This is a genomic window from Aeromonas sp. 602658 (genome assembly GCF_049173005.1).
GTDB classification, from domain to species: domain Bacteria; phylum Pseudomonadota; class Gammaproteobacteria; order Enterobacterales; family Aeromonadaceae; genus Aeromonas; species Aeromonas veronii_A.
Genome location: NZ_JAAKRF010000014.1, coordinates 50,700 through 73,963, shown reverse-complemented (window position 1 = coordinate 73,963; position 23,264 = coordinate 50,700). Strand labels below are relative to the sequence as shown.

At 58.9% G+C, this 23,264-nt stretch carries 20 protein-coding genes; 5 read left to right on the top strand and 15 right to left on the bottom strand.

Annotated elements, in window-relative coordinates; genetic code table 11:
- The 3 genes from rbsB (at position 1) to G5253_RS12060 (ending at position 2,921) form a co-directional block, all read left to right on the top strand.
- Positions 1 to 876 carry a ribose ABC transporter substrate-binding protein RbsB gene (gene rbsB / locus G5253_RS12070; protein ID WP_005360585.1) on the top strand — a complete coding sequence of 292 codons (876 nt, stop codon included), beginning with the start codon at positions 1 to 3 and terminating at the stop codon, positions 874 to 876.
- A 108-nt stretch (positions 877 to 984) separates the two neighbouring features.
- Positions 985 to 1,917, top strand: coding sequence for a ribokinase (gene rbsK, locus G5253_RS12065; RefSeq protein WP_266134627.1), 933 nt, complete (start codon positions 985 to 987; stop codon positions 1,915 to 1,917).
- Entirely contained in the window at positions 1,917 to 2,921 is a 1,005-nt protein-coding gene (locus G5253_RS12060; RefSeq protein ID WP_266134626.1) for a substrate-binding domain-containing protein, read from the top strand. The genes rbsK and G5253_RS12060 overlap by 1 nt, the downstream gene beginning before the upstream one ends.
- Before the next feature lie 86 nt (positions 2,922 to 3,007).
- Here the strand turns inward: G5253_RS12060 and G5253_RS12055 are convergent, their stop codons facing one another.
- The 14 genes from G5253_RS12055 to G5253_RS11990 form a co-directional block, all read right to left on the bottom strand.
- The gene (locus G5253_RS12055; RefSeq protein WP_266134625.1) at positions 3,008 to 4,657 is read right to left on the bottom strand and encodes a GGDEF domain-containing protein; all 1,650 of its coding nucleotides are present in this window, start codon (positions 4,655 to 4,657) and stop codon (positions 3,008 to 3,010) included.
- On the bottom strand, positions 4,657 to 5,133 hold the full coding sequence (locus G5253_RS12050) for a hypothetical protein (RefSeq protein ID WP_149152901.1): 477 nt from the start codon (positions 5,131 to 5,133) through the stop codon (positions 4,657 to 4,659). Before G5253_RS12050 ends, G5253_RS12055 begins: the two co-directional genes overlap by 1 nt.
- Before the next feature lie 91 nt (positions 5,134 to 5,224).
- Positions 5,225 to 5,998: a Sir2 family NAD+-dependent deacetylase gene (cobB, locus tag G5253_RS12045; RefSeq protein WP_266134624.1), complete on the bottom strand. Its 774-nt coding sequence runs from the start codon at positions 5,996 to 5,998 to the stop codon at positions 5,225 to 5,227.
- A 59-nt stretch (positions 5,999 to 6,057) separates the two neighbouring features.
- Positions 6,058 to 6,699 carry a GNAT family N-acetyltransferase gene (locus G5253_RS12040; RefSeq protein WP_216978765.1) on the bottom strand — a complete coding sequence of 214 codons (642 nt, stop codon included), beginning with the start codon at positions 6,697 to 6,699 and terminating at the stop codon, positions 6,058 to 6,060.
- A gap of 3 nt (positions 6,700 to 6,702) precedes the next feature.
- Positions 6,703 to 7,947: a response regulator gene (locus G5253_RS12035; RefSeq protein WP_266134623.1), complete on the bottom strand. Its 1,245-nt coding sequence runs from the start codon at positions 7,945 to 7,947 to the stop codon at positions 6,703 to 6,705.
- Entirely contained in the window at positions 7,934 to 11,923 is a 3,990-nt protein-coding gene (locus tag G5253_RS12030; protein WP_266134622.1) for an ATP-binding protein, read from the bottom strand. Before G5253_RS12030 ends, G5253_RS12035 begins: the two co-directional genes overlap by 14 nt.
- Positions 11,924 to 11,938: 15 nt before the next feature.
- Positions 11,939 to 12,235, bottom strand: coding sequence for an integration host factor subunit alpha (ihfA, locus tag G5253_RS12025; RefSeq protein ID WP_005300715.1), 297 nt, complete (start codon positions 12,233 to 12,235; stop codon positions 11,939 to 11,941).
- Between the two features lie 3 nt (positions 12,236 to 12,238).
- Positions 12,239 to 14,626, bottom strand: coding sequence for a phenylalanine--tRNA ligase subunit beta (gene pheT / locus G5253_RS12020; protein ID WP_266134621.1), 2,388 nt, complete (start codon positions 14,624 to 14,626; stop codon positions 12,239 to 12,241).
- 12 nt (positions 14,627 to 14,638) lie between these two features.
- Positions 14,639 to 15,622, bottom strand: coding sequence for a phenylalanine--tRNA ligase subunit alpha (gene pheS, locus G5253_RS12015; RefSeq protein ID WP_042053694.1), 984 nt, complete (start codon positions 15,620 to 15,622; stop codon positions 14,639 to 14,641).
- A 378-nt stretch (positions 15,623 to 16,000) separates the two neighbouring features.
- Positions 16,001 to 16,357 carry a 50S ribosomal protein L20 gene (rplT, locus tag G5253_RS12010; RefSeq protein WP_005300683.1) on the bottom strand — a complete coding sequence of 119 codons (357 nt, stop codon included), beginning with the start codon at positions 16,355 to 16,357 and terminating at the stop codon, positions 16,001 to 16,003.
- Positions 16,358 to 16,372: 15 nt separating this feature from the next.
- Positions 16,373 to 16,570: a 50S ribosomal protein L35 gene (rpmI, locus tag G5253_RS12005; RefSeq protein ID WP_005300673.1), complete on the bottom strand. Its 198-nt coding sequence runs from the start codon at positions 16,568 to 16,570 to the stop codon at positions 16,373 to 16,375.
- 86 nt (positions 16,571 to 16,656) lie between these two features.
- A complete protein-coding gene (gene infC, locus G5253_RS12000) occupies positions 16,657 to 17,187 on the bottom strand; it encodes a translation initiation factor IF-3 (protein WP_234923365.1) in 531 nt (176 codons plus the stop codon).
- Between the two features lie 21 nt (positions 17,188 to 17,208).
- On the bottom strand, positions 17,209 to 19,137 hold the full coding sequence (gene thrS / locus G5253_RS11995) for a threonine--tRNA ligase (RefSeq protein WP_005336690.1): 1,929 nt from the start codon (positions 19,135 to 19,137) through the stop codon (positions 17,209 to 17,211).
- A gap of 232 nt (positions 19,138 to 19,369) precedes the next feature.
- Positions 19,370 to 19,957, bottom strand: a complete 588-nt coding sequence (locus tag G5253_RS11990; protein WP_266135021.1) for a tetratricopeptide repeat protein — start codon at positions 19,955 to 19,957, stop codon at positions 19,370 to 19,372.
- Positions 19,958 to 20,130: 173 nt separating this feature from the next.
- Here G5253_RS11990 and G5253_RS11985 point away from each other — a divergent pair, with 173 nt between their 5' ends.
- A complete protein-coding gene (locus G5253_RS11985) occupies positions 20,131 to 21,186 on the top strand; it encodes a PA0069 family radical SAM protein (RefSeq protein ID WP_266135022.1) in 1,056 nt (351 codons plus the stop codon).
- A gap of 158 nt (positions 21,187 to 21,344) precedes the next feature.
- Here the strand turns inward: G5253_RS11985 and G5253_RS11980 are convergent, their stop codons facing one another.
- Positions 21,345 to 21,500 (bottom strand): hypothetical protein, encoded by a 156-nt coding sequence (locus G5253_RS11980; RefSeq protein WP_266135023.1) that lies wholly within the window; start codon positions 21,498 to 21,500, stop codon positions 21,345 to 21,347.
- Between the two features lie 262 nt (positions 21,501 to 21,762).
- On the opposite strand from G5253_RS11980, the gene G5253_RS11975 reads away from it, so the two are divergent.
- Positions 21,763 to 23,160, top strand: coding sequence for an alpha-amylase family protein (locus tag G5253_RS11975; RefSeq protein WP_421203389.1), 1,398 nt, complete (start codon positions 21,763 to 21,765; stop codon positions 23,158 to 23,160).
- Positions 23,161 to 23,264 lie beyond the last annotated feature (104 nt).

Sequence of the window (23,264 nt, the reverse complement as noted above, 5' to 3'; positions counted from 1 at the left end):
ATGAAAAAGCTCAATACCCTGCTCGCTGCCGCCATCATGTCCGTGCTGGGCACCGCCCAGGCCGCCGATCAAACCCTGGCCATGGTGGTCTCCACCCTCAACAACCCCTTCTTCGTCACCATGAAAGAGGGTGCCGAAGCCAAAGCCAAAGAGCTTGGCTACGAGCTGGTGGTACTGGACTCCCAGAATGACCCGGCCAAAGAGCTCTCCAACATGGAAGATCTCACCGTGCGCAAGGTCGGCGCCATCCTGATCAACCCCACCGACTCTGAAGCGGTCGGCAACGCTATCCGTCTGGCCAACCGCGCCAGCATTCCGGTGCTGACCCTGGACCGCGGCGCTGCGCAGGGTGAGGTCAAGGCCCACATTGCCTCCGACAACGTGGCGGGCGGCAAGCTGGCCGGTGACTTTATCACCGAGAAACTGGGCACCGGTGCCAAGGTGATCCAGCTGGAAGGGATTGCCGGTACCTCCGCCGCCCGCGACCGTGGCGAAGGTTTTGCCCTGGCCGTGGCGGCCAACAAGCTGCAGGTGCTGGCTTCCCAGCCTGCCGACTTTGACCGCACCAAGGGTCTGAACGTCATGGAAAACCTGCTGGCGGCCCACCCGACCGTTCAAGCTGTGTTCGCCCAGAACGACGAGATGGCGCTGGGTGCCATCCGCGCCGTGCAGGCTGCCGGTAAAGAGGTGATGATCGTCGGCTTCGACGGCACTGACGATGGCAAAGCCGCCGTAGCCAAGGGTAAACTGGCCGCCACCGTGGCCCAGCAGCCTGCCCTGATCGGTGCCATCGGTGTCGAGACTGCCGACAAGGTGCTGAAAGGTCAGCCGGTCGAGAAATCCATTCCGGTACCGCTGCAAGTGGTCAGCAAATAAATCACAAGGGGGAGGCTCGCCTCCCCTTTTCCCTCTCGTTTAGGTGCCTCCCGGCTTGAGCTCACGCCATCACAGTGTTCAAGCCAAGATGCATCAGGAGTAGTCAACATGAATCGTCTCGTCGTTCTGGGCAGTGTCAATGCAGACCATGTGCTGCGCGTTCCCCACTTTCCTCGCCCGGGTGAAACCCTGACCGGTCACAGCTATCAGGTGGTACCCGGTGGCAAGGGGGCTAATCAGGCGGTTGCTGCCGCACGCCTTGGCGCCCCCGTCTCCTTTATCGCCCGCATCGGTGATGACGCCATCGGCCAGCAGATGAAGAGCGGTTTTGCCAAAGATGGCATCGACGTCAGTGCCGTCGAGCTCGATCCCGAGCTCCCGACCGGTATCGCCATCATCTATGTGAGCGATGAGGGGGAGAACAGCATCGGTATCTCCGCCGAAGCCAACGGTGCTATCACCCCTGCCGTGGTGAAAAACCACGAAGCCATGATCGCCGACGCCCACACCCTGCTGTTGCAGCTGGAAGTGCCGCTCGAGAGCGTCCATGAAGCTGCACGGCTGGCCCGCGCCCACGGCACCCGGGTGGTGCTCAACCCCGCCCCTGCCCGTCCGCTCTCGAGCGAACTGCTGGCGCTGGTGGATCTTATCACCCCCAACCAGACCGAGGCCGAGCTGTTGACCGGCGTGAAAGTCACCGATGAAGCGAGTGCCCGCGAGGCGGCAGCCCGCTTCCACCAGATGGGGATTGCGGATGTGATGATCACCCTGGGGTCGCAGGGGGTCTATTGCAGCAACGCACAGCAGCAACAGCTGATCCCGGGCTTTCGGGTCAAGGCGGTGGATACCACAGCCGCGGGCGATACCTTCAACGGCGCCCTGTTGGCGGCGGAACTGGCCGGTGCTGATTTCCACAGCGCGGTGCGCTTTGCCCACGGGGCGGCGGCGCTCTCCGTCACCCGCTTCGGTGCCCAGAGCTCCATCCCGAGCAAACAGGAGGTCGACTCCTTCCTGCTTGAGCAGACTGCGCAGGGACACTGATGGCCAATATCAAGGAGGTGGCGGCGCTGGCGGGGGTCTCCACCACCACCGTTTCCCATGTCATCAACGAGACCCGTTTCGTGGCTGAGGAGACCCGCGCACGGGTCTTCGCCGCCATGCGCGATCTCAACTATGCCCCGAGTCTGGTGGCCCGCAGCCTCAAGGTGAAGGAGACCAACAGTATCGGCATGCTGGTCACCACCTCCAGCAACCCCTTCTTTGCCGAGGTGGTGCGCGGGGTGGAGCGTTACTGCTTCGAGCAGGGCTACAACCTGATGCTGGGCAACACCGAGGGGCAGGCAGAAACCGCTCTCTCCTACCTCAAGATGATGCTGCGCAAGCGGGTCGATGGCCTGCTGATCATGTGTAGCGAAGGCCAACAAGAGGTGTTCAATCAGCTCGACTGGCTCAAGAGCCTGCCGGTGGTGGTGATGGATTGGGGGCTGGTCAGTGAGGATGTAGACCTTATCGCCGACAACTCCTTTCACGGCGGTTATCTCGCAACCCGCCATCTGATTGAGCTGGGCCATACCGCCATCGGCTGCATCACCGGCCCCCACAGCCGCGCCCCCGCCAACCAGCGCCAGGCTGGCTTCGAGCAGGCGTTGCAGGAGGCAGGTCTCACGCTCAATCAAGAGTGGATCCAGGAGGGGGATTTTGACTGCGCCAGCGGCCATCAGGCGATGACCCGTCTGCTGGCATTGCCAGAGCGTCCCACCGCCCTCTTTGTCTGCAACGACATGATGGCGATGGGGGCCATCAGTGCCGCCCATCAGGCGGGGCTGGTGATCCCGCGGGATATCTCCATCGTTGGCTATGACAATGTGGCACTGGCAGAATTTATGTCGCCGCCGCTCACCACCGTCAATCAGCCCAAAGAGGAGCTGGGGCGCCTCGCCGTCACCCGCCTGTTGGCTCGCATCAACGGCGAAGCGGTGGAGAACCCCCTGATCACCGTCGACCCGGACCTGGTGATCAGACAATCCTGCGCCCCTCGCCCCTGACGTTCAGGGGCAATAAACGAACAAGGCGACCCCGAGGTCGCCTTGTTTCATTTTGTCTCTTGCCGATGCAATACCGCTTTTAGCCCTCAGGCCAGCGACCTGGTCTCCCTGGCCGCAAGCACTTGCAGTGGCACCAGCCCCAATAGTCGGGCCAGCGGTTGCAGCAACTCGCCATCTTCATCACCCTGCGGCAGCCAGTAGCGGACAGGCCAGCCGGCTGCCAGCTGCGCCGAGGTGGTACTGCCAATCTCTCTGAGCGCCAGAGTGCAACCCTGCTGGCGCAATCCCGCCAGCAAGGCACCATCCGGCTGCAGCGTCGGTACCAGCAACACCAGCGGCGTACGGGAAGCCTCCGGCAGATAGGCCAGTAGATGAGTAAGCTGGGCCTGGTTGTCGAGCGGGACCAGCAGTGCCCGACCATCGGCATACTGCGCCTCGTGTGTTTGCAGCACACGGGCCAACACGGGCCCAAGCACACCGCACTCCTGCAGCCAGCGCATGTGGCAGGGCACTCCCTGCTCACCCCACTCAAGCGCCAATTGCCACATCTCGTTGCCCTGTCCGTCCGTCAGCGCCTGCAATGCCACTTGCAGCGGTGCAGGCTCGCGCCCCGCCAGCCACTCTCGCAGCTGATGAAGCTGCTGCTGACTCAACTGCAGCTGCTGCAGCATGGCAGGCTCAAACCAACTGATCGCCCCCTCCTGGCTACGCTTGGCCTGGTTGAGGGCCAGGATGGCCTGATCCAGCAGCCGGGCGGCATCCTGTTGCTGCGCCTTGGCGACCCCGAGCCGACAGGCCAGATCGAAGCTGCACTCCCGGGTCACGAACTCGAAATGGAGCAGATCCACCAGCTCATGAATGGCGGTTTCCAGCGCATCATTCGCCTTGGTCAGCACCACGGCAAATTCGTCACCACCAAGCCGGTAAGCGTGACTGCCATGGGCCTGTTGCAGCTTGTTGGCCACCATCTGCAACAGCCGATCACCGACCTGATAACCCAGCAGATCATTGACCTGCTTGAAGCGCTTGAGATCGAGCACCACCAAAGCGCTCACATCATCAGCATGCAGAGCGCGAGAGAGCTGCTCCTGCAGGGCACGGCGGTTGCCAAGCTGGGTCAGGGGATCGAGCAGGGCAAGCCGGCGGTTCGCCAGATTGGCGCGAATGAGGGCTGCGACCAGAGCGCCGCCAGTCAGCAGCAGGATCAGTTGCCAGATCTGCAGCCAGAACAGACTGTTGCGGATCTGGCTGACCGAATGCTCCCGCTCCTGGCCGGAGAGGATCTGATCCCCTATCTGTTCGATGAGACGGGTCTGGCTGACGATCGTCTCCTGCAAGCGGGCAAGCTCAGCCCCCTCGCGCAGCGCACCAGCCTCCATCTGGGGTTCGAGCTGCTTGATCTGCTCGAACAGGGTGGCCAGCACCTTGCCGAGTCCGTGCCGCTGGCGCATCTCGGCGGTCTCGCTGCTGATGAGGAAGATGTCGAGCCGGTTCCACAGCAGATCGTAATCGAGGCTCAGGGTCTCCATCGACAGTCTGCCAGCCCGATAGAGCTGCAGGTCGTAGAGGAAACGCTGGGATTCGAGCATCACCTGGCTGATGTTCCAGTGGACATTGCGGTAGAAGGTATCGACCAGCTGCTCTTGCCGATACTGCAGATAGAGGCTGCTGCCCGACGAGAGCAGAAACAGCAGCGACACCGCAACCAACAGCAGATTTTGGCGGGATAGCCCCATCAATCGACGATCTCGATGCGGGTCACCTGCCACACCATGCAGTTGTGAATGGCAGGCACGTCCAGCTTGGGATAGGTGGTGAACGGGATGAGCAGCCAGAGCGGCCCCTTGTTGCGCCGGGTCAGCGGTTTGCCGTCCTCCTGGCGCACCAGGGTCAGCGGCACGCCGTCGAACAGTGCCAGATCCACCACCTGCTGATAGCCGTTGAGGGCCGAGACGGCGATCTTGCGGGCATCCGGGATCCCTTGCGCCGCCAGCACGGCTGACAGGGTCGGTCCGCGATAGTGGTGGGCACCCTGAGTCCAGGGGGTAGTGGTGGTGAATTCGGTCTGTGGCAAGGCGGAGAGGGCCGACTCATCGAGAGTCACCTGCTGGCCATCTGGCAGTACCAGGGTCATCAGGGGGATGGAGGCCGATGCACTGGCACTGGCCAGCATCAGGAGAAAAAAAGCGATCCATTGCTTTACTGCGGTCATGGTAATTTGCGCCAACTGCGTCCCATTTTTTAAATGGTTGCCAGTGTGGCGATTTCACCGAACCATTGCAACTGTCCCGTCGCACACTAGCTCAGGGACCGCGCATCTCCATCCAGTTGTGCCCCTCGACTTGCCTCGGTTGATGAATGCCGCACGCCTCCAGCAACTCATCGACATAGGCAGGCACCAGCAGGGAGGCTGGGCCATAGCGTTTTTCGTCAAACTGGCTACCCACCTCGCTCGGCTCGAGATTGAGCTCTATGGTGTGCGCCCCGTTGAGGCCCGCCTCATGGACAAACCCGGCGGCCGGATAGACGGCGCCAGAGGTGCCGATGGAGATAAAGAGATCGCACCGGGCAAGCGCGCTGTAGATGCGATCCAGCCCGAGCGGCATTTCGCCAAACCAGACCACATGAGGACGCATCGGCTGGGGGAACTGGCAACAGGAGCAGAGCTCGTCCTGATGGAGATCACCGCGCCACTCGATCACCTGACCGGACTCGGGGCAGCGGGCCTTGAGCAGCTCGCCGTGCATATGGATAAGGTTCTTGCTGCCAGCACTCTCGTGCAGATTGTCGATGTTCTGGGTCACCAGGGTGACCGTGCCGGGCAAAAGCCGCTCGAGACGAGCCAACGCATAGTGGGCCGGATTGGGGTGAACCTGGGGCTGTTGCAGCTGTTTGCGGCGGGAGTTGTAAAAGCGCAGCACCAGATCGGGATCACGGGCATAACCCTCGGGGGTCGCCACGTCCTCGACCTTGTGCTCTTCCCACAAACCGTCGCAGGCACGAAAAGTCTTGATGCCGGATTCGGCAGAGATCCCCGCTCCGGTCAGGATCACGATATGTTTGTATGACTGCGCCATAAGCTGCTCCGTCTATCCCCGCATAATAGTGTGACCTTAGCACAGGGAAAAAAGCGCCACTATTCGCCCTTGGTCTTAAAAGCTTGGCGTGGCTGTGCGGGCAACCACTCATCCAGCACGGTCAGATCGAGCCTGACAAAAACCATCTCCCGCCCGGTTACCAGGGTCAGCGGCAGACCAAGGCGCTTGAGCAAAGTGAGCATGGGACGATTCTGGGCCAGCACCTCCGCGGTCCACTCACAGATCCCCTCAGCTCGGGCCAGCAGTGCCAGCGCCAGCAGAATGCGCCGTCCCGCTCCCTTGTGCTGGAAATGATCTGCCACGATGCAGGAAAATTCGGCACGCTCCGGATGGAGTCGACGCCGGATGGACTGAGCCTGAGCCAGCGGCTCACCGGCAAGATCGGTCAGCAACAGCGAGATCTGGTGTTCGGGATGGTAATTGAGAAACTGGGCCACCTGCTCCGGCGGTGGCCTCCGTTTGGGGCGCATAAAACGCAAGTAGATGCTCTCCTCACTGAGCGCATCATAGGCGGCCAGCATACGGTCAGGATCCACCCCCTGCAGCTCTCGTAGCAGACAAGGTTGGTCGGCGACCTGCATCGTCAGTGGCAGTACCGACCGCGAAGCCGGATGGGGCCAGCCTGCCAGCCCCTTGCAGAGACGCTCCCGATGGATGGGCCAGCAGAGATAACGGGGCACGGGTTACCAGCGCCCCGCAATACCCTGCTCCCGCCACACCTCGGCGTCGAGCAGATTGTAAGGATCATCGAGATAGACGGCGATCCCCAGCTCTCTGACTCGGGCCATAAAGCGTCCCAGCAGGGAGTCCATGGCCAATGACTCTATTTCGGGTAAAAGCGCCTGCCCCAGCAGCAAAGCGCTCAACGGCAAACGCTCCAGCAGATCGAATGGCAAATGCTGGCTGTTATCGAGCAGCAACGCCAGCTTGCTCCCCGCCAGACTCGCTTGCAGTACCAGCGCAAACCGCTCTCCATTGCTCAACAGGTGATCCCGACGATGGATCAATAATGTCAGCTCTGTGGGGCTACGTGACTGATCCGTCAACCACTCTTTAAGTGCCTCCCAGCGGCTGGGTAAACCCGTTACCGCCAGCCAGACCGGATGAGGAGTCGCGGGGCTGGAGAGCAGCCCAAGTTGCCCCTGCACTTCCCCCTGCCAACGACGAATTGTTCGACGTTGGCCACTCAGCCGACGCTGACGCAGAGGCCCCAGATAGAGTCCGCGCAGCAACCTGAGCAACTCGTTGCCATCGAGTGGCTTGGCCAGTGCAGCCAACACATTGAAACCGGCATCGTGCAGCAGACGGCGGGCACCGTCGATCAATGTCTGCTCGTGCGCCGACAAGAGAATGATCGGCAACCCGCTGCGCTGAATTTGCGGCTGGCTCATCAGCAGGCTGATGGCATCCTGCTCCACCAGACTGAGATCACACACCAGCAGACTGATGTCGCCAGCCTCCAACGCAGCAAGACAGGCAGTTTCATCCTGCACCCACTGGCAGGAGAGCCCCAGTTCGGCGATAGCCTGCTGTAACTGCATCCCCTGAAACGGGTGATCTTCTAGCAGCAGTACCCGCTTGGCCGCCAGCCAGTTGTTCCAGTCACGGTAACTGGCGGCAAGTCCTCCCAGCCAATCTTCACCAATGGCATAAATTCCCTGATGATGCTGCAACTCGGGGAAATAGTCCGCCTGCTGGTGAGCGGCAGGATCGTAAAGGGCAATGGCTCCTGCCGCAAACAACCCTTCCCACTGCCAGCAGGCGTCCGGTTGGGTGCGCTGCAAAGTGACATAGGAGGGGAGTGTCGTGCTCTTTGCCAGCTCATGGGAGGCCCGATCAAGCGCATACAGCAAGACAGGGCAAAAATCTGCCGCCTCGTGCTCTTCCGAGTCGAGCAACGCCAGCAGTTCTTCATCAGTAATGATCATCTTGGGTCCTTTTCGAGAAATGCTGGCTGAACTCATCCAACGCCCGGTTCAAACTGCTCTGGAGAGCTGGATGGGGGGCTTGTTGCCACTCGTCAATCACCGTCACCAGCGCCGTGGCTCCTACCATTCTGGCGGCCCCCTTCAGCTTGTGTAAAGCAGCATTCACGCCAACTTCATCTTCTTCTGTGCTGCAGCGTTCAAGTTCGGCCAAATCATCACGGGTAGCCTTCAGATAAAGGGCAGCCAGTTCATCGGTCAGCAACGAGGCAACCGGCGTCGGGGCGACAGCATTGCTCCCCTCTTTGCCAATATGGCGCAGCAAGGTCGCCAGCACCTTGAGGGCGACCGGCTTGTCCAGATGACCATCGCAACCGCAGGATTGCAGCTCCCTTGCCGCTTGCTCACTGAGATCTGCGGTGATCACATAGACCGGAAGACGGGCCCAACGCGCGGATTTGCGCAATTGCCTGCACAGTTCGGCCCCGTTCATCACCGGCATCTGCAGGTCTGTCAACACAAGATCCACCTGGTGCTTCACCAGCATCTCCAGCGCTAGCTGCCCATTGGCGGCACTGACTACGCTTGCACCGAGTTGCCCCAGTTGCATACAGATCAGCTCCCGGTTGACATCGTGATCCTCAACAAGCAGTACCCGCATACCAAGCCCGGGCTGCATCTCACCCACAGGTTGCTCTGATGTCATCCGTGGCTGGAACAGGCTGATCATGGTGCCCGGCACCCAGGACTCCCCCTGCCATGACCAGTGATACAGACTATCCTCGTCTCTCTCGGCCTGCAGCAGATCAACCGCACGACTGGCAACATGAATACCGAGCCTGGACAACCAGGGCGTGACCCCCAAAACCTCATCGTGAGGCAGTGAGAGGGATAACTGGCGTACTCTTGGCTGCCAATCGATATCTTGCTGAACCTGTTGCAACGGCAACTCGCAGAAGAAGCGGCTACCACCGCCCGGGCGTCCCTCGACATCGATCAACCCGCCCATCTGCTCGAGCAGCTGCTTGCAGATCGCCAGACCAAGGCCGGTGCCCGGCGCCCGCAACTGCCCTTCAACAGCAAACTGTTCGAATGGCATAAAGAGAGTAGGACGCATCTTGGCGGTGATCCCCGGCCCTTCATCATCGACCCCGAAGCGCAAGGTCGATGCGACTACCTCGACCCACAGCACCACTTCCCCACGCAGGCTGAACTTGATGGCATTGGAGAGCAGATTGTGGAGCACTTGCCGTACCCGATGGGGATCGAGAGTCAGCAAGGCTGGCAAGGCGGGGTCAAGCCGCAATCGTAATTGCAGCCGTTTGGATCTGGCCTTGCTCCAGTGCACCGCCGCCACGTGCTCGCACAGCTCGGCGAAATCGGTGGGCTGGGGCGAGAGGGAGAGTTTGCTGTTTTCGTTGCGACTAAAGTCGAGTACATCGTTGAGCAGGCCGAGCAGCTCATCCCCCGCCTGACGCACCCGCGCCAGCGCCGAATCCTGTTCTCTCGACAAAGGGGTGCTGGCCAGCCACTCAAGCAAGCCGAGCATGGCGTTCATCGGTGTACGGATCTCGTGGCTAATCGCCGCCAGGAAACGGCCCTTGGCCTGCACCGCCTGCTGCGCCTGTTCATGGGAGTGCTGCAATGCTTGATCCTGCTCGACCCGGGCAGTGGCATCCTGCATCACCGCATAAATTCGCCAACCATGCGGCTGACTGCGGCCACGGCCATAGAGCTGCAACCAGCGCAGACCCTTGGTCGGATGGTGATAGCGCATGGTGAACGCGAAGGGTTTGCCCGCCTGCAACATGGCGAACATCTCACGGCGTACCCGACGGCGATCCTCGCGCTCCAGCATAATGAGCACCCGTTTGGGCTCACGACGGATCTGCTGGCTCGCCAGCCCCAGCAGCTCGTAACAGCCCCGGCTGATAAACTCGATCCCCCCTACCCGTCCCCGCTCGAACATAAACTGCAGCACCACGCCGGGAACGGTGTTGGTCAGGGCGCGCAGGCGGCGCTCTGCCTGACGCAGAAAACGGGCCTGCTCACGCAACACACTGATATCCGACAGGGCGATGAGATCGGTGGCGGGAGCCTGCTTGTCCAGCCGCAGCGGATGCTGGGCATAGGCGAAGACCTGATCCCCCAGCACCAACTCCCCTTCACTCTTCTGAGGTTGCACCGGCGGCAGCATCAATTGTTGTGAATAGCGCAGGGCCAGACGTCGCCCCTGTTTATTGGATTTGATCACCTTGCCCTGGCTGTTGCGCAGATAGACGGGTACCGGCAACGCCTGAAACATGGTTTCCCGCAGCTCGCTCTCGATGGCCAGCGCCTTCTCGGCGGCGTGACGCTGGGCCACTTCCCGTGCCAGTTGCTGGCGGGAACGCCAGATCCCGCCGATGACGATACCGCTGATCAGCAGTGCCATGGCGATGGAGCCAAACCAGGCGGCGTAGCTCACGCCGGGCTGCTGCACGACGAGCAAGCGGCGCCAGCGCTGGTTAAGTTCGTCGATCTGGGTGCTGGTCAGGGCCATCAGGTTGCGATCCATCACCCCGGCCAGTTCGGTCTGACTCTTGTTGATGGCAAAGCCAAGACTGAAGCGATCTTCCAGCTCCTCGATATCGAGCCCTTCCAGCAAGTTGGTACGCTGGGGATATTGCAGCTGATAAAGCTCGCTCAGCATGGCGTCAGCCTTGCCCTGTTTGAGCGCTGCAAGCCCCTGCTCGAGGCCGTCGGTGCGAACCCACTCCTGATCACCGAGCAGGGCGAGCAAGGAGGGATCGTAGAGGGATTCCGGCACCAGAATACGCTGCCGCTTGAGTTGGGTGATGCGATCGGCAGCCAGCTTGCGCTTGCTGATCAAGGCAAACCGGTTGGTGGAGATCGTCCGACTGAAAATGAACTGATCCGTCAATGCCGGGGATTCCGGCAAGCCGGCCATCATATCCGCCTCACCACGGCGCAGCTTTTCTACGGCCTCCGCCTTGCTGGCGGCAGGCACCAGCTTGTATTTCAGGCCGGTCTCCTGGGTGACCCAGCGCAGCACATCCGCGCTCCACCCTTTCGCCTCCCCCAGATCATTGACGCCGCTATAGGGCATCAACTCGGGATTGACCACCAGGCGAATGGTGCGACCGCGGCCGGATAACCAGGCCTGCTCGGTATCGCTGAAGTGGGGCTGGTTGACATATAGCGACCCCTGATCGAGATAGCGAGCCAGATCGGTATAGATAGTACCGGCGGGCATATGACGGATCAGGGTGTCCACCAGATTGGCCAACTCCGGCTGATCGCGCATCATCAGGCGATAGCTGATGATCCGATCCTCACCAAACAGGCGGCGCAGGCGCAACCCATCGGCCGGAAACTCGCGCATCAGATAGCGCAGTTGCAGATAGTCCCCCAGATAGGCATCCCCCTTGCCACTCTGCAGCGCGTCGTAGACCTTCTCTCCGCTTTTTAGGGAAATAATGCGTGCCTGGGGATAGAGCTCGTGCAGCAGGCGGGCAGAGTCTGCCACCGAGTAGACCAGAAAGCGGGCCTGTTTGAGATTTTCACCCTTGTAGAGGATGGCGGCATCGGTCTCCATCATCGGACGGCTTAACCGCATGCCCTCCACGGCCTTCTTGCGGGTTCCGACATAGGGAATGATGTCGCAGTCACCCTCTGCGAGCCCATTGCGCAATGTCTGCCAATCGGGCAACTCTTTGAGCACCAGCGGAATCGGGAACAGCTCCTGCAACCGGGCGAGACGATCCTTGAGCAGTCCCCCCTCGGCCATCAGGTATGGTGGAGGAAGCGTCGCAGGATAGCAGAGCGAAAGCTGACTCAGTGAATTTACATAAGCCTGGGTCGCCGGCGCCAACGGCAGCACTGTGGTCTGCAAAGGCTTGGCGTGCAATGGCAGTGCCAGTACGGCACCCAGAAGAAAAACGGGGAATTTGGTCATCTGAAAACAAAAGCCAGGCATCTGCCTGGCTTTTTATCACTCGTTGGGTTCAACATTTTCTACCCTGGCCTTGAGCTTCTGGCCAGGCCGGAAGGTCACCACGCGGCGGGCGCTGATAGGAATATCCTCGCCCGTCTTGGGGTTACGTCCGGGACGCTGATTCTTCTCACGAAGGTCAAAGTTACCGAAGCCTGAAATCTTGACTTGTTCACCACGCTCAAGCGCCTGTCGGATTTCCTCAAAGAAGGCTTCCACCATATCTTTGGCTTCACGCTTGCTCATCCCGAGCTGGGTGAACAGGTGCTCTGCAATGTCGGCTTTGGTAAGCGCCATAGATCAATCCCTCAAGGATGCATTCAACTCTTCACCAAGGGCCCGCACGACATTGTCTACGGTCTCGGCAATCTCTTTCTCCTCCAGGGTGCGCTGGGTATCTTGCAATACAAGACTGATGGCCAGGCTCTTCTTGTCCTCTGCCATACCAGCACCCTGGTATACGTCAAACAAGTTTATTCCAACTACCTGATTTCCGCCAACTTTTTTAATTACCGCAAGCACATCACCTGCCAGAACCTGACGATCGACCACCACGGCGATGTCGCGACGGTTCGCCGGGAACTTGGAAACTTCGGCTGCCACAGGCACCTTGGCCGGGGTCAGCTTGTCCAGCTCCAGCTCAAACATCACCGCGCGGCTCTTGAGGCCCAGCTTCTTCTCGAGGCTCGGGTGGATCACGCCGATGTGGCCGATGATCTCGCCATTGCGCAGGATGGCTGCGCTCTGGCCCGGGTGCAGGGCGCTGTGCTCGGTGCGCTCGAAGCTAAAGGTGGCCCCTTCGGCGGTCAAGTCGAGCACCGCTTCCAGATCCCCTTTCAAATCAAAGAAGTCTGCTGCGCGGGTTTTGATATCCCAGTGCTCGTCGCTCTGGTTGCCAGTGATGATACCGGCCAGCATCGGCTCCTGACGGATGCCATTCTCGGCGCTTTCATCCTTGATGAAACGCAGACCCTGTTCGAACAGACGCACGCGCGGCTGCTGACGGTTCTGGTTGTAAACAACGGCTTGCACCAGACCCGGGAACAGAGAGACACGCATGGCGGACATCTCGACCGAGATCGGGTTGGGCAGCACGATGGCATCGCTCTGCGGGAACAGGGTTTGCTGGGTCTTGGGATCAACGAAGCTGTAGGTGATCGCTTCCTGGAAACCGCGATCAACCAGCAGGTCGCGCACGCGCTTCAAGGTCACCTGCCCTTCTGCCTGCTCAACCATCGCCAGAGAGGCGGCCGGTTTCAGGTTCGGGATGTTGTTGTAGCCGTAGATGCGAGCCACTTCCTCGATGAGGTCTTCCTCGATGGCGATATCGAAACGCCAGGAGGGTGCCAGCGCAGTCCAACCGTCAGCATCCACAGTCACCTGCATGCCAAGGCGAGTCAGGATCTCGACCACCTGAGCGTCAGCCACGCTGATACCGATCACCTTGTCAAGCTTGCTGCGACGCAGCTTGATGGGTGCCGCTTTCGGCAGATGGGCATCGGATTTGACCTCGATGACCGGACCCGCTTCGCCGCCGCAGATATCCAGCAGCAGACGGGTAGCTCTGTCCATCACCTTGGCTTGCAGCTCCGGATCAACCCCGCGCTCGAAGCGATGGGAAGAGTCGGTGTGCAGACCGTAAGCACGGGCACGGCCGGTGATGGAGAGCGGCGCGAAGAAGGCGCACTCCAGCAGGATGTCGGTGGTGGTCTCGGATACACCGGTGCGGTTGCCGCCGAAGATCCCGGCCATGCAGGCAGGGCCTTTGGCATCAGCAATCACCAAGGTGGTCTCTTTGAGCTTCACTTCGTTGCCATCGAGCAGGGTCATCGGCTCATCGGCGTGGGCACGACGCACCACCAGTTCCCCTTCCAGGGTAGCCAGATCGAAGGCGTGCATCGGCTGACCGTATTCCAGCAGCAGGTAGTTGGTGATGTCGACGATGGCGTCGATGGAACGAATGCCGCCACGGCGCAGCTTCTCTTGCATCCAGAGCGGGCTCTGGGCCTGCAAGTTCAGCCCCTTGATGACGCGGCCCAGATAACGGGGGCAATCGGCTGTTGCTTCAACCCGGATCGGGAAAGTTGCATCAATGGTGGCCACAACCGGTGCCCAGGTCGGCTCGACCACGTCGACGCTGTTGAGCACGCCAATTTCACGGGCCAGACCGGCGATACCGAGGCAATCGGCACGGTTCGGAGTCAGATCCACGTCGATGGAGACGTCGTTCAGATTGAGGTAGTCGCGAATATCGGTACCGATGGGGGCATCAGCCGGCAGCTCGATGATGCCATCGGCTTCAACGTCGATACCCAGCTCGCTGAAAGAGCAAAGCATGCCGTGAGAAGGCTGGCCACGCAGCTTGGCTTTCTTGATGGTGAAATCACCCGGCAGGGTCGCCCCTACTTTGGCTACGCACACTTTCAGGCCCTGACGGCAGTTTGGCGCGCCGCAGACGATGTCCAGCAGCTCGGCTTCACCCACGTTGACCTTGGTCACCCGCAGCTTGTCGGCGTCAGGATGCTGGGCGCATTCGACCACTTCACCCACGACCACATTGTTGAACTGGCCAGCCACCGCTTCCACGGCGTCCACTTCCAGACCGGCCATGGTGATCTGCTCGGCCAGTTCATTGTCACTCAACTCGGTGCGGACCCACTCCATCACCCAGGATTTACTGAATTTCATGTTCTCTCGCCCTTACTTGAACTGCTTGAGGAAGCGCAGGTCGTTTTCGAAGAAGGCACGCAGGTCGTTGACCCCGTAACGCAGCATGGTCAGGCGCTCAACGCCCATGCCGAAGGCAAAGCCGGAGTATTTTTCCGGATCGATGCCGACCGAACGCAGCACGTTCGGGTGCACCATGCCGCAGCCCAGCACTTCCAGCCACTTGCCGTTCTTGCCCATCACGTCGACTTCGGCGCTCGGCTCGGTGAACGGGAAATAGGAAGGACGGAAGCGAATGGTCAGATCTTCCTCGAAGTAGTTGCGCAGGAAGTCGTGCAGAATGCCCTTCAGCTCGGTAAAGCTGGCATGCTCGTCAACCAGCAGACCTTCAACCTGATGGAACATCGGGGTGTGGGTCATGTCGTAGTCGTTACGATAGACGCGACCCGGCGCAATGATGCGGATCGGCGGCTGCTGATGCTCCATGGTGCGGATCTGCACACCGGAGGTGTGGGTACGCAGCATCAGATCAGGATTGAAGTAGAAGGTATCGTGATCGGTACGCGCCGGGTGATGAGCCGGAATATTCAGCGCATCGAAGTTGTGGAAGCCATCTTCAATCTCGGGACCACGGGCAACCTTGAAGCCCATCTCGCCAAACAGGCGCTCGATGCGCTCGATGGTGCGGGTTACCGGGTGCAGACCGCCATTCTCGATGCGGCGACCCGGCAGGCTGACGTCGATAGTCTCGGCAGCCAGCTTCTGGTTCAGCACGGCGACTTCGAGCGCTTCACGACGCTCGTTCAGCACATCCTGAACCTGCTGTTTGGCCTGGTTGATCACGGCGCCCGCGGCGGGACGCTCTTCGGCAGACAAGGCACCCAGGCCCTTCATCTGCTCGGTAAAAAAGCCCTTTTTACCCAGATATTTGACCCGGATTTCGTCGAGGGTCGCGATATCGCTCACGCCCTCAATTTCGGCTCTGGCTTGGCCGACTACTTCTTCAAGCTGTTGCATGTCTTCCTCGTCACCACTCCCGTTACAGGAGCCTTTAGGCTAAATAAGGTCAAGAGGGGAATAATACAAAAAAAGCCCCTTCGCTGACCATAGTTAAGGTGGGCTTTTCTCCCTACAAATCATTTTGTTATATCAAGCGAGTCTCATCGATTTACCGTCACTCTTGAAATAGTAGAATAAAGACATAGTTTGTTGGCATACAATCCATTTATAGAACTAGTGATCTCCCACATGTCACTTTGTATGGAGAAAACTGTAGCGCGTGTAAAACAGTGGACAAAACGTGGACGGGAGAAAGAAAAACGTGATGTAAAACCGTGAATGACAGATACAAAAAAGGAGGCCTGAGCCTCCTTTATTTTTTATAACAGAGCTGGATTAGACCAGAGCTGCTTTAGCTTTTTCAACCAGGGCGGTGAAAGCCAGCTTGTCGTGAACGGCGATATCGGACAGGATCTTGCGATCGATCTCGATAGAAGCCTTCTTCAGACCGTTGATCAGACGGCTGTAAGACAGACCGTTCTGACGGGCAGCAGCGTTGATACGCGCAATCCACAGCTGACGGAATTGACGCTTTTTCTGGCGACGGTCACGGTAGGCATACTGACCAGCTTTGGTTACCGCTTGTACCGCTACGCGGTAAACACGGGAACGGGCGCCGTAGTAACCCTTGGCGGCTTTCATTACTTTCTTGTGACGAGCACGAGCAGTCACACCACGTTTAACTCTTGGCATTTTTCACATCCCCCCTTATGCGTACGGCAGACAAGCGACAACACGTTTGTGGTCGGCAGCGGAAACAAAGAACTTCGGTCCCAGCTGACGCTTACGCTTACTGCTCTTCTTGGTCAGGATGTGACGCAGGTGGTTGTGCTTGCACTTGAAGCGACCTGAGCCAGTCTTCTTGAAGCGCTTTGCGGCGCCCCGGTTGGTTTTCATCTTCGGCATTTCATACTCCGCATTGTGAGTGACAACAAAATCTCAAGGCGAACCGACTCATGGAGCGAGCCCCATGAGTCAATTTCTTGTGGGCCTTAAGATTTCTTCTTAGGTGCGAGGACCATCACAGCTTGACGGCCTTCGACTTTCGGGAACGATTCGACTACGGCCAACTCTTCCAGATCGTTCTTGACGCGCTCAAGAACCTTGATACCAAGATCCTGGTGTGCCATTTCACGACCACGGAAGCGCAGGGTGACCTTAGCCTTGTCCCCGTCTTCCAGAAAGCGAACCAGGTTGCGTAGTTTTACCTGATAGTCGCCTTCGTCAGTGCCAGGACGGAATTTGATCTCCTTGACCTGGACGACTTTCTGCTTTTTCTTCTGTTCTTTGGTGGTTTTGCTCTTTTCGTAGAGGAATTTGCCGTAATCCATGATCCGGCAAACGGGCGGCTCGGCGTTCGGACTGATCTCGACCAGATCCACTTCGGCCTCTGCGGCCAAGTTCAGTGCTTCCTGGATAGATACGATGCCAAGAGCTTCGCCATCCAGACCAGCCAAACGAACTTCTTTCAGACGGATCTCTTCATTGATCCGGTGAGCGCGGGCTTGCGGTTGCTTGCCCAGTTTTTTTCCGCCTTTTATAGCTTATTCCTCCACTTTCTTTTGTCCGCGGGTCTGAACTTCCTGGGTCAGCAGAGCGATGAACTCTTCAACAGGATAAGTGCCCAGGTCAGCCCCTTTACGAGTCCGTACTGCAATCTTACCGGCTTCAACTTCTTTATCACCGCAGACCAGCATGAAAGGTACTCGCTTCAAAGTATGCTCGCGGATTTTAAAGCCAATCTTCTCATTTCTCAAGTCCGCTTTTGCGCGAAGGCCCGCATCATTCAATGCTTTGGCTACTTTCACCGCATAATCGGCCTGATTGTCCGTGATATTCATGACCACAGCCTGAGTCGGTGCCAACCAGGTCGGGAACAGACCGGCGTACTCTTCAGTCAGAATACCGATGAAGCGCTCGATAGAACCCAGGATGGCCCGGTGGATCATCACAGGTACATGGCGATCGTTGTTTTCGCCCACATAAGTGGCACCCAGACGACCAGGCAGGGCAAAGTCGAGCTGCACGGTACCACATTGCCACGCACGATCAAGGCAATCGTGCAGGGTAAATTCAATTTTGGGACCGTAGAACGCCCCTTCACCCGGCTGCAGATCGTACTTCAGACCGTTGAGCTCCAGCGCTTCGGCCAGCGCTTTCTCGGCGCGATCCCACATCTCGTCAGAGCCGATACGCTGCTCGGGACGAGTGGAGAGCTTGACCACGATGTTCTCGAAGCCAAAGGTACCGTAGACGTCATAGACCATACGAATACAGCCGGAGACCTCTTCCATGATCTGCTCTTCGGTACAGAAGATGTGAGCGTCATCCTGAGTGAAACCGCGCACCCGCATCAGACCGTGCAGGGAACCGGACGGCTCGTTGCGGTGGCAGGAACCAAACTCGGCCATACGCAGCGGCAAATCACGGTAGGACTTCAGACCCTGGTTGAAAATCTGGACGTGACCCGGGCAGTTCATCGGCTTGATGGCGTACTCGCGGTTTTCGGACTGGGTGGTGAACATGGCCTGGGCATACTTCTCCCAGTGACCTGAACGCTCCCACAGGACGCGGTCCATCATGAACGGACCTTTCACTTCCTGATAGTCGTACTCTTTGAGCTTGCCGCGGATAAAGGTTTCCAGCTCACGGAAGATGGTCCAGCCATCGTTGTGCCAGAACACCATACCGGGTGCTTCTTCCTGCATGTGATACAGGTCGAGCTGTTTGCCGATCTTGCGGTGGTCGCGCTTGGCGGCCTCTTCCAGACGCTGCAGATAGGCCTTGAGTTGCTTCTTGTCAGCCCAGGCGGTACCGTAGATACGCTGCAGCATCTTGTTGTTGGAGTCGCCACGCCAGTAGGCGCCGGACATCTTCAGCAACTTGAAGTGGTGGCAGTGACGCATGTTGGGCACGTGCGGGCCGCGACACATGTCGATGTACTCTTCGTGATGATAGAGACCTGGCTGGTCATCACGGGCAATGTTCTGATCCAGGATTTCGACTTTGTAAGACTCGCCGCGCGCCTCGAATACATCGCGCGCTTCTTGCCAGGAGACTTTCTTCTTGATGACGTCGTAATCCTTGGCTACCAGCGCCAGCATGCGCTCTTCCAGGGCAGCCAGATCTTCATCGGTCAGGGTACGGTCAAGATCAACGTCATAGTAGAAGCCGTTGTCGATGACAGGACCGATGGCCATCTTGGTCTGGGGCCAGAGTTGCTTGATAGCATGACCCAGCAAGTGGGCGCAGGAGTGGCGCAGGATGTCCAGACCTTCTTCGTCTTTGGCGGTGATGATGGCCAGCGCAGCATCGGCTTCGATCAGCTCGCAAGCATCCACCAGTTCACCGTTTACCCGACCGGCAATGCACGCCTTGGCGAGACCGGGACCGATGTCCGCAGCCACATCCATGACGGAAACAGAGTGGGCAAATTGACGTTGGCTGCCGTCAGGCAGAGTAATGATTGGCATTATGTGTTTCCTTATACAGTGGTGACCCCTACCAAAGGTCACATGCGGGATGGAAAAGAGATTCAAAAAGGTGATGTTCTGGTTCTCCACAGCACTTTGCGAAGACGGCCTGACACGTCAACCACATGTCTAACGTGACAAACCAAGCCAAAACTGCCCCATGCTACCAGAAGTCGGGCGTGCTGTATCGGATTTGCAGATATTTTCTACAGTCAAATGAGTCGCCTACCGACTATTCGCCAAGCAGGGATTGCCAGTTGAAGTCAAAGTCACTGCTCCCCTCCTCTGCCAGCGCCAGCTCTTGCAGCACCTGAAGCGCCAGCTTGTTGCCCTTTTGTGCCGCCTGATAGAGCCACTGTTTCGCCTGTGGCAAATCGACCCTGCCGCTGACCCCCATCAGATGAAGGACGCCGACTTTCAGCATGGCCGGGACGTCACCATTACGGGCAGCCTGATCCATCCAGTGAAAGGCTTGGCGCAGATCTCGCTTGACCCCAACACCGCGCAGATAGAGTTCTGCCAGCCGATATTGGCCGAAGGCATCCCCTGCCTGCGCCGACTGGCGATAGAGGCTGATGGCCTGATGGATATCCTGCTCGCTCCCCTGCCCCACCTCATGGCTCCAACCCATGAGTGCCTGTGCCCGAGGTTGGCCTTGATCGGCCAGTGGCGACCAGATCCGGGTCGCCTCATCAAAGTGACCGGTACGCCAGGCACGGTTGGCGGCAGTCATCTCCTGCTCGGTGGAGAGCGGAAGCAGACGCCAGATAACAAGGGCAAGCAGACCGATAAACAGCCAGCGGGAAGTGGTGGGGCTCATGATGATTTCCGTGATCCAGTTCTCATTTCGTCTATGTAAACGAAATGTAGCGTTGCGATCAAGCTAGAGATCCCTGCGACAACCCTTTTTGCACCCGCGCGATCAGCAGTTATTGTCATTTATCCGGAGCACCTGCAAAATAACTGTATGTATAAACAGTATTGGTGTGCACAATGGCAGGACGAGGCAGCCCCCACAATATCGATCACCGTTTTAGCGGCCCCCTTGTCGAAGCGGTCGATGACGGCTGGCAATCGTCCCATTGGGATGCCGCCTTCACTTCTTCTGTGCCTGGCACCGAGGTGCGGGAGATCGATGCACGCAGCATCATCAGCTACAACAGCTCGCCGGATGTCCCCTTTGGTCGCTCCATCAACCCCTATCAGGGGTGCGAACACGGCTGCATCTACTGCTATGCCAGACCCAGCCATGCCTATCTGGAGCTCTCCCCCGGTCTCGATTTCGAGAGCAAGCTGTTTGCCAAACGCAATGCAGCCGATCTGCTGCGTCGGGAGTTTGCCAAACCGACCTATCAGCCACAGACCATCTTCATTGGCGCCAATACCGACCCCTATCAACCCATCGAGCAGCGCTATCGCCTCACCCGGCAGTTGCTGGAAGTGATGCTGGCCCACCGCCACCCGGTCGGGCTCATTACCAAGAACGCCATGATCTTGCGCGACCTCGATCTGTTGACCGAGCTGGCCAGAGAGGGACTGTGTCAGGTGATGGTGTCGGTGACGACCTTGAACGAAACCCTGCGCCGACAGCTGGAGCCCCGCGCCAGCACGGGTGCCGGCCGCTTGAAAGTGATCGAGAAGCTGGCCAACGCTGGCGTGCAGGTGGGGGTATTGGCCGCCCCCATGATCCCGCGGCTCAATGAGCCGGAGCTGGAGCAGATCATCAAATCAGCCACAGAGGCGGGTGCCAGCTGCGCCGATTACATCCTGCTGCGGTTACCCCACGAGTTGGCGCCGCTATTTGGGGACTGGCTCGATACCCACTATCCGGGACAGAAGGAGGCTATTTTGAATCAGTTGCGAGCCAGCCGCGGTGGCGGGCTCAACAGTACCGCCTTCGGTACCCGCATGCGCGGTGAGGGGCACTTTGCCGATCTGCTGGCCCAGCGCTTTCGCCTTATCAGCAAACGCCTCGGTCTGGGCAAACGCCATATTCAGCTCAGGCTGGATGGGTTTATCCGCCCCGGGGAGCAGCTGTCGCTCTTCTAATCCCCCTGTTCACGCCCTTCACACATCAGGTGTGCCAAGAGGTTGAAAGGAATACCTGCCGCGACACATCCTGTGGAAACCCCGCTTTTCAGAATTTTCCAACGAAGTAGCCATGTCGCGACAAGAAAGCGCTACCCGGTAAAGAGAAGGCTAACGCCTTAGCCTGCGCGCTGATCCCGACCCTGTTGCACCATTTCAACCGGCAGTCGCGAGGGTTCATGAGCCACTTCGTGCTCATCCTCTTCATACTGTGGCACCTCTGATGCGCCCCATACCCGGCTCCACCAAATTTCCCACGTGATCCAACTGGTCATATGCAGCTCCTGACGGTGAAGGTGATGGCAACAACGCACCACTCGCCCGGCAGGATAACGGCTGGGAATGACAGGGAAATGACAAAATAATCACTTGTAAAAAGACAACTGGCCGTGACAAGGAAAAGCCGAAACAGTTCACATATTCGGCGAAATCATACTGAAAGCGGTCACAAATCTGCAGGTTGTTGATTGCAGCTCACTCTGTTCCCGCCAAAGCTGGGTTGCCCATTCAGGCATCTATAAAAACAGGGACACAATAATGAAACACACAGCGGGAATATGGGCGATCGCAGGCATGCTGATCGCCCCCTTGGCGCACGCCGACGTCATACTTCACGCCTTCAACTGGAAGTACAGTGAAGTGACCGCCAAAGCCGACCTTATCAAGTCGGCCGGTTACAAACAGGTACTCATCTCGCCGCCTCTCAAGTCCTCCGGCAACGAGTGGTGGGCTCGTTACCAGCCGCAGGATCTGCGCCTTGTCGACTCACCCCTTGGCAACAAGCAGGATCTCGAGCAGCTGATCGCCGCCATGAAGGCGCGGGGGATCGCCGTCTATGCCGATGTGGTGCTCAACCACATGGCCAACGAAAGCTGGAAACGCCAGGACCTCAACTATCCCGGCAACGAGCTGCTGCAAAGCTACGCCAGCAACCCGGCCTATTTCGAGCGCCAGAAACTGTTTGGCGATCTGGGGCAAAACTTCCTCTCAGGTCAGGATTTTCATCCGGAAGGGTGCATCAGCGACTGGAGCGATCCAGGTCATGTCCAGTATTGGCGACTCTGTGGCGGTGCCGGTGACAAGGGGCTGCCGGATCTGGATCCCAACAACTGGATGGTTAGCCAGCAACAGGCCTACCTCAAGGCGCTCAAGGGGATGGGGATCAAGGGTTTTCGGGTCGATGCGGTCAAACACATGAGCGATTACCAGATCAATGCCGTGTTCACCCCCGAGATCAAACAGGGGATGCACGTGTTTGGCGAGGTGATCACCACTGGGGGTGCTGGCAGCACCGATTACGAGCGCTTCCTCAAACCCTACCTCGACAGCAGCGGCCAGGGAGCCTATGACTTTCCGCTGTTTGCCTCCCTGCGTGGCGCGCTGGGGTATGGCGGTAGCATGAACCTGCTGGCGGATCCGGGCGCCTACGGTCAGGCGCTACCGGGCAGTCGCGCCGTCACCTTTGCCGTGACCCACGACATCCCCACCAACGACGGCTTCCGCTATCAGATCTTAAGCCAGACTGACGAGAAGCTGGCCTATGCCTACCTGCTCGGCCGCGATGGTGGCTCGCCGCTGGTCTACTCCGATCACGGCGAGACCCAGGCCAAGGATGGACTGCGCTGGCAGGATTACTACCAGCGCGCCGAACTCAAGGGGATGATCCGCTTCCACAATGCGGTGCAGGGTCAACCCATGCTGTTGATCGGCAGCGGTGACTGCTTCGTGCTGTTCAAACGGGGCAAACAGGGGCTGGTCGGCATCAACAAGTGCGACTATGAGCAGGAGTATTGGCTCGATACCGCCAAATTCGAGATGAACTGGTATCGCAACTATCGTGACGTGCTCGACCAAAGCGCCGTGGTCAACGTGCAGAGCCAGTGGGTACGGGTCGCCATTCCCGCCCGCAGCGCCAGAATGTGGTTGCAGGAGTAATCCGCCAGCCCCCTGTCGCGCAGGAAGCTGGCAGTCATAAAAAGCAGACAAATAAAAAGAGCGACCACCAGGGTCGCTCTTTTTGATCAGAGACGTAGCTCGGG

Bases quoted from the DNA above. Each gene is read 5' to 3' on its own strand.
- pheS (WP_042053694.1), bottom strand. From the start codon at position 15,622: ATGCAACAGCTTGAAGAAGTAGTCGGCCAAGCCAGAGCCGAAATTGAG.
- G5253_RS11980 (WP_266135023.1), bottom strand. From the start codon at position 21,500: ATGACCAGTTGGATCACGTGGGAAATTTGGTGGAGCCGGGTATGGGGC.
- G5253_RS12055 (WP_266134625.1), bottom strand. From the start codon at position 4,657: ATGGGGCTATCCCGCCAAAATCTGCTGTTGGTTGCGGTGTCGCTGCTG.
- G5253_RS11985 (WP_266135022.1), top strand. From the start codon at position 20,131: ATGGCAGGACGAGGCAGCCCCCACAATATCGATCACCGTTTTAGCGGC.
- G5253_RS12050 (WP_149152901.1), bottom strand. From the start codon at position 5,133: ATGACCGCAGTAAAGCAATGGATCGCTTTTTTTCTCCTGATGCTGGCC.
- rpmI (WP_005300673.1), bottom strand. From the start codon at position 16,570: ATGCCGAAGATGAAAACCAACCGGGGCGCCGCAAAGCGCTTCAAGAAG.
- G5253_RS11975 (WP_421203389.1), top strand. From the start codon at position 21,763: ATGAAACACACAGCGGGAATATGGGCGATCGCAGGCATGCTGATCGCC.
- pheT (WP_266134621.1), bottom strand. From the start codon at position 14,626: ATGAAATTCAGTAAATCCTGGGTGATGGAGTGGGTCCGCACCGAGTTG.
- G5253_RS12060 (WP_266134626.1), top strand. From the start codon at position 1,917: ATGGCCAATATCAAGGAGGTGGCGGCGCTGGCGGGGGTCTCCACCACC.
- rplT (WP_005300683.1), bottom strand. From the start codon at position 16,357: ATGCCAAGAGTTAAACGTGGTGTGACTGCTCGTGCTCGTCACAAGAAA.
- ihfA (WP_005300715.1), bottom strand. From the start codon at position 12,235: ATGGCGCTTACCAAAGCCGACATTGCAGAGCACCTGTTCACCCAGCTC.
- rbsB (WP_005360585.1), top strand. From the start codon at position 1: ATGAAAAAGCTCAATACCCTGCTCGCTGCCGCCATCATGTCCGTGCTG.
- cobB (WP_266134624.1), bottom strand. From the start codon at position 5,998: ATGGCGCAGTCATACAAACATATCGTGATCCTGACCGGAGCGGGGATC.
- thrS (WP_005336690.1), bottom strand. From the start codon at position 19,137: ATGCCAATCATTACTCTGCCTGACGGCAGCCAACGTCAATTTGCCCAC.
- G5253_RS12035 (WP_266134623.1), bottom strand. From the start codon at position 7,947: ATGATCATTACTGATGAAGAACTGCTGGCGTTGCTCGACTCGGAAGAG.
- G5253_RS11990 (WP_266135021.1), bottom strand. From the start codon at position 19,957: ATGAGCCCCACCACTTCCCGCTGGCTGTTTATCGGTCTGCTTGCCCTT.
- G5253_RS12030 (WP_266134622.1), bottom strand. From the start codon at position 11,923: ATGCCTGGCTTTTGTTTTCAGATGACCAAATTCCCCGTTTTTCTTCTG.
- rbsK (WP_266134627.1), top strand. From the start codon at position 985: ATGAATCGTCTCGTCGTTCTGGGCAGTGTCAATGCAGACCATGTGCTG.